This is a genomic window from Streptomyces sp. NPDC052721 (assembly GCF_040678315.1).
GTDB lineage: Bacteria > Actinomycetota > Actinomycetes > Streptomycetales > Streptomycetaceae > Streptomyces.
The window spans coordinates 82,653-89,101 of the sequence record NZ_JBFATL010000039.1; the positions used below are offsets into that span (position 1 = coordinate 82,653).

A 6,449-nucleotide genomic window follows, 5' to 3' on the forward strand; every position below is an offset into this window, starting at 1 on the left:
CCGCACGGCAGCCGGCGCGACGGTGGTCGGTGGCCCCGGTTACCCTGGTCAGCAGCGGCAGCCCGGACCAGGCGGTCGCGCGGCGGTGGGGCTCGCCGCACCCGAACCGCGGCACCGACGCCGCCAACAGTCCCTGCTTGTGACCGCACGCGCCCGCATGCCGGGCGGCTGCACGAGTAGGAGACGCGCGCCCATGCCAGCTCCACACGACCAGATCACGGAGCCCACCGTGCCCGGCGTGGATCCGTCGGCGCCCGCGCGACGCCGCGGACTCGCCGACGGGCAGGCTTCCGTGATCACGGTGGTCGCGGCCGGCGGCGCGCTGGGGGCCGTGGCCCGCTACGGCGCCTCCCTGCTGTGGCCGACCGCCGCCGGCGCCTTCCCCTGGACCACCCTCGCGGTGAACGCGGCCGGCTGCGCGGTGATCGGTGCCTTCATGGTCGTCATCACGGAGGTGTGGTCCGCGCACCGGCTGGTCCGCCCTTTCTTCGGCACCGGCGTCCTGGGCGGCTTCACGACCTTCTCCACCTACAGCGTCGACATCCAGCAGCTGGTGCAGAGCGGCCACGCCCGTACCGGCCTGGCCTACCTGGCCGCCACCCCGCTCGCCGCGCTCGCGGCCGTGTGGCTCGCGGCAGCGGCGACCCGCCGCCTGATCTCGTGGAGGACGAGGAGGACGAAGTGACACGGCTGCACGGCTCCGCGCTACGCCTGACCGTCTTCGTCGGCGAGGGCGACACCTTCCGTCACAAGCCGCTCTACGGCGAGATCATCCACCGCGCCCACAAGGCCGGGCTGGCCGGCGCGAGCGCGTTCAGGGGCATCGAGGGCTACGGCGCCTCCTCCCTGATCCACACCAGCCGCCTGCTGTCGCTCAGCGAGGACCTGCCCGTGGCGGTCGTCATCGTGGACGACGCGGCCCGCGTCCGCGCCTTCCTGCCCCAACTGGACGACCTGGTCACCGAGGGGCTGGTGATCCTCGACGAGTGCGAGGTCATCCGGTACGTCGGACGTGACAGGGAGAAGCGGGCGAAGTGAACTGGCTCCTCGTCATCGCCGGCGCCGTGGCCGGCGCGCCGCTGCGGTACCTGACCGACCGCGCCGTGCAGGCCCGGCACGACACCGTCTTCCCCTGGGGCACCTTCGTCGTCAACGTGACCGGCTGCCTGATCCTGGGGCTCCTGTCCGGTGCCGTCACCTACGGCGCCGCCTCCCACTCGGTCCAGATGCTGCTCGGCACCGGGTTCTGCGGAGCGCTCTCCACCTACTCGACCTTCTCCTACGAGACGCTGCGGCTGGCCGGGGCCGGCGCCAGGTTCTTCGCCGCCGCCAACGTGATCGCCAGCGTGGTCACCGGCCTCGGCGCCGCGTTCGTGGGCACCGCCGTCGCCCAGGCGATGTGGTCCTGACCGCGACGGGCGGACGTGGCGGTCAGGTCGTCCGGGGCCAGGTGCGCAGCAGGGCGGCGATTCCGTGTGCGGTGCACAGGGGGTCCCGCAGGAGGTCGCGCAGGGCCACGGCGTCGTCGTGGGTGGGCTTGACCGGGATGCCGGAGGCTTCCAGGTACATCACGCCCGTCGCCGCGGCGACGGCCATGTTGGAGCGCTCCAGCCAGCGGCAGCGGCCCAGGATGTGCACCAGTGCGGCGGCCCGGGCGAACGGGCCGTCGTAGACGGGTTGTTCCAGCAGTTCCGCGCGGTGGCAGGCGACGGCGGCCACCGGCACGCCGTAGTCCTCGGGGGCCGGGTCCCGCGCGCCGGCCAGCTCCGCGACCTCAAGGATCCACGGGACGTCGATGTACAGCTCCATCACGCGGCGTGCATGCCCGGGGTGCCCCGGTCCGCGTCCTCCGCCGCGTCGAAGACGGCCTGGTGCTCGTCGAGGAAGCGCCGGGCGGCGTCCATGCCGCGCTGCCGCAGTCCGCCGGTGTCGTCCCGTACCAGGGAGGCGATGTAGTCGCCGACGCTCAGGCCGCGGTCCCTGGCCCGGGCCCGGGCCAGTTCCGCGATCTCCTCATCGACGCGCGCGCCCAGCTGTGTCTTCGCCATCCCTCGACGGTAACAGCTGTTACCAGGGCAGGGGTAGGTTTTCCGGGATCTCGTACGGCCCCGCGGGCACGGCGCGGTGCGTGAGAGGGAACGGCGACCGGTGCGGTGGCGGCGCCGCGCGGTGTTCGCGGGTGTGGCCGCCGTGGTGGTCGGCGCGATGGCCTGGCGTGCCGTCGCCGCGCACAACGCCAAGCCCCGGTTCGTCACCGTCCCCTCCCGCTCTGCGCTCCTCGGCATTTGGAGGGCGCGGCAGGTCAGTGGCCCTCCGGCCGGACCGTCCCCCGCCGTACATGACCCCGGACCCGGGCCTGTCGGTCGTCCGCTCCGCCGGCCACCTGCGCCTGTGCGTCCCGTCCGATTGCCGGGGGTGCTGTGCGGCGTCCTGCTGCGGCTCGCCGAGCCGCCACGGTGACGCGGGTCGCGGGCTGTTCGCGGCCCGGCGCCGGTGCTCCGGCGCTTGGCGGTCAGGATGGCTGGACTTGGTCGAAGACGGCGAGGGCTTCGGCGGGGTCCGGGCTCACCAGGCGTTCGAGACCGGCCATCGTGATCTTCGCCCACCTGCCGGCCCGTGCCCACATCTGTTCCTCGAAGGCGCGCACGGCCTCGTCCAGATCTTCGGGGCCGGCGGCGATGGACTCGGCGAGTTCGGCGCCTTCCAGCATGGCGAGGTTCGCGCCCGCCCCCAAGGGGGGCATCAGGTGGGCGGCGTCGCCCAGGAGCGTCACCCCGGGGACGTGGGTCCAGGTGTGGGAGGCGGGCAGGACGTAGAGGGGGCGGTGGACGAAAGCGGTGCCGTGGCGCAGGAGGTCGAGGACGGGAGCGGCCCAGCCGTCGAACAGAGCCAGCAGGCTCGATCGCACGGCCTCGGCGTCGGCCGGGTCCAGGTCCGGGTGCCAGTCCAGCGGCGCGCGGAACTGGGCGTACACCTTGACGTGGCCGCCGCTGTTGCGCTGGGCGACGAGCGCTCGGTTCACGCCGTACACAGCGACGGAACCCTCGCCGATCAACCGGGCGAGGTCAGGGTGGCGGGTGTCGACGTCGTCGAGGGAGGTCTCGACCGAGGTGACGCCGGTGTAGTGCGGCGTCACCGACGAGACTGCCGGGCGCACCCGGGACCAGGCGCCGTCCGCGCCGACCACGAGGTCGAACGTCTCCTGTCGCCCGTCCGCGCAATGGACCAGTACGCCGTCACGGGTCCCCGGCACCACCTGCGTCACGCTCCGGCCCCACTGGACGTCGAGAGGGCCGAGCAGCAGGTCACGAAGCTGCCCGCGGTCGATCTCGGGATTGGCCCGGTCGTGCGGACGGGGCCGCCAGTCGCGCAGGACGGTCCCGTCCGTGTCCAGGATGCGCATGGCCTGCCCCTCGGGACGGGACAGCGCCCGGAACTCCGCCAGCAGCCCCGCCTTGTCCAGCGCGAGCTGGCCCAGCCCTTGTTGCAGGTCCAGCGTGCCGCCCGGGGGGCGGGCGTCGGGGGCGGGGTCGCGTTCCAGGACGGCGACGGGGTGGCCATGGCGGTGCAGCACACGGGCGAAGGTGAGGCCGGCGGGGCCGCTCCCGACCACGGCGATACGACGTCTCATGTCGATACACTGTATTTCAGCAATACGATGTATCGCAACAGAACGGTGTGACCATGACTGTCTGGGACCGGCCGGAGCCGCCGACTCGCCCCGTGCCGCTCGACCGGGAGCGGATCGTCGCCGCCGCCATCGCGCTGGCCGACGAGGGCGGGCTGGAGGCGGTGTCGTTGCGCAAGGTCGCCGCCCGGCTGAACGCCGGCCCGATGCGGCTGTACGGATTCATCTCCACCAAGCAGGAGCTGTTCGACCTCATGATGGACGAGGTCCAGGCCGAGATCCTGCCCGAGGAGCAGCCCGGTGACTGGCGGGAGGCGCTGCGCAGCCTCGCCCACCGCACCAGGCAGGCCGCTCTCCGTCACGAATGGCTGGCCGACCTGCTCGGCGGACGCCCGCCCCTGGGCCCGAACGGCCTCGCGGTGACCGAGGCCACGCTGGCCGCCCTCGACGGCCTCGCCGACGTCGACACCGTCATGCGCGCCGCGGAGACTGTCAGCGCCTACGTCACGGGCGCGCTCAGGCGCGAGATCGCGAACCTGCGGGCCGAGCGCGCCACAGGCCTGTCCAAGCGCGACTGGCAGCGCGCCTCCGGCCCGCATGTGACGAGGATGTTGGCCACGGGCCGCTTCCCGGCACTGGCCAGGGCCGTGCACGACGGCACGGACGTGGACGCCGGGACATCCTTCGCGACCGGCCTGGACTGGGTCCTCGACGCCGTGGCCGCCAAACTCACCCGTCCTTGATCGTTTTCTTGGCCCCGAAAAGGGCGGCGACCGGTGACGATCCCGCCACCGTGGGCACCCCTTCCATTTAGGAGCATATGCTCGTACTGTGGCCGGGAGACCTCCCCGAGGCCCACGAAGGAGCCCCTCATGCCGCATCCGCCCCTGTCCGCAGCCGGCACCTCTCCCGTACTGGCGGTTCGTCCGCTGCGCGACGCCGCCGTCGCCGTCACCGCCGTCGTCCTCGCCCTGCTGGCGCTGTACGCCGTCTTCCTGGACCAGGGACAACTGCTGTCCCCCGTCCTCGGCAAGCTCGCCACGAGCGCGAACTACCTGCATGAGTTCGCCCACGACGGCCGGCACCTGCTCGGCGCGCCCTGCCACTGACGAGGTGCCACACATGAGTTCCGTCATGAGGCTGCTGGGCCGTGGCGTGGCCGCGGGAACCGTGGCCGGTCTGCTCAGCGGAGGATTCTCCTGGTTCCTCGTCGAACCGCTGATGGACCGCGCCGTGCGCCGGGAGCCGGCCCGCGAGGTCACCGGGCCCCCGGCCGACGCCGGTCAGCACGCGGAGATCTTCTCCCGGGCCACCCAGCACGCCGGCCTGCTGGTGGCGACGACCGTCACCGGCCTGGCCCTGGGCCTGCTCTTCGCCGTCGTCCATCTGCTGCTGCACAGGCGGGCCCCCGACACCGAGGCCTGGCGGCGGGCGCTGCGGCTGGCCGCCGCGGGATTCACCGGCGTGTGGCTGCTGCCGTTCGTGCGCTACCCGTCCAACCCGCCCGGTGTCGGCGACCCCGGCACGGTCGGCCTGCGCACGCAGGCCTGGCTCGGCGCGATCGCCATCAGCCTGATCGGTGTGGTCCTGGCCTGGGCCCTGCACGACCATCTGGCCCGCCGCGGCCATGGCGCACCGGCCCGGCAGCTCTGCGTCGCGGGAGTCCTCGGCGCGGCGACAGCGGCGTTGTTCGCACTGCCGGACAATCCCGATGCCCTCGCCGTCCCGGCCGGAGAACTGTGGGACTTCAGGCTCTGGTCGGTCGCCACCGCGCTGGTGCTGTGGGCGGCGCTGGGCACGGCGTTCGGCCTGCTGGGTGAGCGGGCCGCCCGTCGTTCCCCGCGGACGGCACCGCACGGCGGATCCGTACGGGTCCGTACCGCGCCGATCGAGCCGCCCACCCTAATTTGATCGAAAATGTCCCTTATAAGGCATATCTACGAGAGGTCACTCATGGATGGTATTGCCGATATGGGGGGCACCCCGGGATGGGGCTCCCTTCGCCCGCCGAGGGCTGACGAACCGGTCTTCGAGCAACGCTGGCAGGGCCGGGCGTTCGCACTGGCGCTTCTCTCCAGCCGCATCGCGTTCGGCGGCTACAACCCGGACGCCTTCCGGCATGCCCTGGAGCGCCTGGACCGGGCCGCCTACCTGGACGACGGCTACTTCGGGCGCTGGCTGAACTGCGCGGAGCTGATGCTCACGGAAAGCGCCACCCTGGCACCGGGTGCGATCGACGCCCGCGCCCGCGCTCTGCGGGGCGAGCACGTCGAAGAGCCGCCCGTCCCGGCCCCGCGACCCGACTACGCGCCGACCGCGGCGCCGGTCGGCGCCGGCTCGCTGCGCTCCGTGGACACCGCCCCGGCCTTCACCACCGGAGAGCGCGTACGGACCAAGGACATGCCGGTGCCCGGCCACACCCGGCTGCCGGCCTATGTGCGCGGACACATCGGTGTCGTCGAGCGCGTTCAGCCCGCCTCCGTGCTGCCGGACACCAACGCGCACTTCCTGGGCGAGAACCCGCAGCACGTCTACTCGGTGCGGTTCGACTCGCGCGAGCTGTGGGGCGCCGACGCCGCACCCTTCGCACTCACCGTCGAGATGTACGAGAGCTACCTGGAGAAGACCTCATGACCACCACCAGCGGAACGGGCGACCGCCTTCCCCCCTCCCTGCGCACGGAGGCACTGGAGCAGCTGCTCACCGAGCGGGGACTGATCGACCCGAAGGTGATGGACGGGATCATCACCACCTATGAGACCCAGGTGGGCCCGCTCAACGGCGCCAAGGTCGTCGCGAAGGCGTGGACCGACCCCGAGTA

11 protein-coding genes are annotated in these 6,449 nt (G+C 72.6%); 8 read left to right on the forward strand and 3 right to left on the reverse strand.

Features of this window, described 5'->3' with window-relative positions; all coding sequences use genetic code 11:
* The first annotated feature begins 193 nt into the window (after positions 1–193).
* From crcB (AB0L21_RS30335) to crcB (AB0L21_RS30345), 3 genes are read left to right on the forward strand one after another with little or no spacing between them, the layout of a single operon-like run.
* The gene (gene crcB, locus AB0L21_RS30335) at positions 194–685 is read left to right on the forward strand and encodes a fluoride efflux transporter CrcB (protein ID WP_365787652.1); all 492 of its coding nucleotides are present in this window, start codon (positions 194–196) and stop codon (positions 683–685) included.
* The gene (locus AB0L21_RS30340) at positions 682–1,038 is read left to right on the forward strand and encodes a DUF190 domain-containing protein (RefSeq protein ID WP_365711366.1); all 357 of its coding nucleotides are present in this window, start codon (positions 682–684) and stop codon (positions 1,036–1,038) included. The genes crcB (AB0L21_RS30335) and AB0L21_RS30340 overlap by 4 nt, the downstream gene beginning before the upstream one ends.
* Positions 1,035–1,409, forward strand: a complete 375-nt coding sequence (gene crcB, locus AB0L21_RS30345) for a fluoride efflux transporter CrcB (RefSeq protein ID WP_365711368.1) — start codon at positions 1,035–1,037, stop codon at positions 1,407–1,409. Before AB0L21_RS30340 ends, crcB (AB0L21_RS30345) begins: the two co-directional genes overlap by 4 nt.
* A gap of 22 nt (positions 1,410–1,431) precedes the next feature.
* Here crcB (AB0L21_RS30345) and AB0L21_RS30350 read toward each other — a convergent pair whose 3' ends face one another.
* The 3 genes from AB0L21_RS30350 to AB0L21_RS30360 all read right to left on the reverse strand — a co-directional run bounded on the left by AB0L21_RS30350 (position 1,432) and on the right by AB0L21_RS30360 (position 3,631).
* Complete coding sequence (locus tag AB0L21_RS30350; protein WP_365711384.1) at positions 1,432–1,809, reverse strand: fic family toxin-antitoxin system, toxin component; 378 nt, start codon at positions 1,807–1,809, stop codon at positions 1,432–1,434.
* Positions 1,809–2,048: a hypothetical protein gene (locus tag AB0L21_RS30355; protein WP_365711370.1), complete on the reverse strand. Its 240-nt coding sequence runs from the start codon at positions 2,046–2,048 to the stop codon at positions 1,809–1,811. The genes AB0L21_RS30350 and AB0L21_RS30355 overlap by 1 nt, the downstream gene beginning before the upstream one ends.
* A 464-nt stretch (positions 2,049–2,512) precedes the next feature.
* Positions 2,513–3,631, reverse strand: a complete 1,119-nt coding sequence (locus tag AB0L21_RS30360; protein WP_365787654.1) for an NAD(P)/FAD-dependent oxidoreductase — start codon at positions 3,629–3,631, stop codon at positions 2,513–2,515.
* Between the two features lie 53 nt (positions 3,632–3,684).
* Between AB0L21_RS30360 and AB0L21_RS30365 the strand changes: the two genes are divergently transcribed.
* From AB0L21_RS30365 to AB0L21_RS30385, 5 genes are all read left to right on the forward strand, one after another.
* Positions 3,685–4,371 (forward strand): TetR/AcrR family transcriptional regulator C-terminal domain-containing protein, encoded by a 687-nt coding sequence (locus AB0L21_RS30365; RefSeq protein ID WP_365787656.1) that lies wholly within the window; start codon positions 3,685–3,687, stop codon positions 4,369–4,371.
* A gap of 129 nt (positions 4,372–4,500) precedes the next feature.
* Positions 4,501–4,737 (forward strand): CbtB-domain containing protein, encoded by a 237-nt coding sequence (locus AB0L21_RS30370; RefSeq protein ID WP_365711375.1) that lies wholly within the window; start codon positions 4,501–4,503, stop codon positions 4,735–4,737.
* Between the two features lie 13 nt (positions 4,738–4,750).
* Entirely contained in the window at positions 4,751–5,539 is a 789-nt protein-coding gene (locus AB0L21_RS30375; protein WP_365787658.1) for a CbtA family protein, read from the forward strand.
* Between the two features lie 42 nt (positions 5,540–5,581).
* Positions 5,582–6,262 (forward strand): nitrile hydratase subunit beta, encoded by a 681-nt coding sequence (gene nthB, locus AB0L21_RS30380; protein WP_365787660.1) that lies wholly within the window; start codon positions 5,582–5,584, stop codon positions 6,260–6,262.
* Positions 6,259–6,449: nitrile hydratase subunit alpha (locus AB0L21_RS30385; RefSeq protein WP_365787662.1), on the forward strand; the 191-nt coding region annotated here is incomplete at its 3' end. The genes nthB and AB0L21_RS30385, both read left to right, overlap by 4 nt.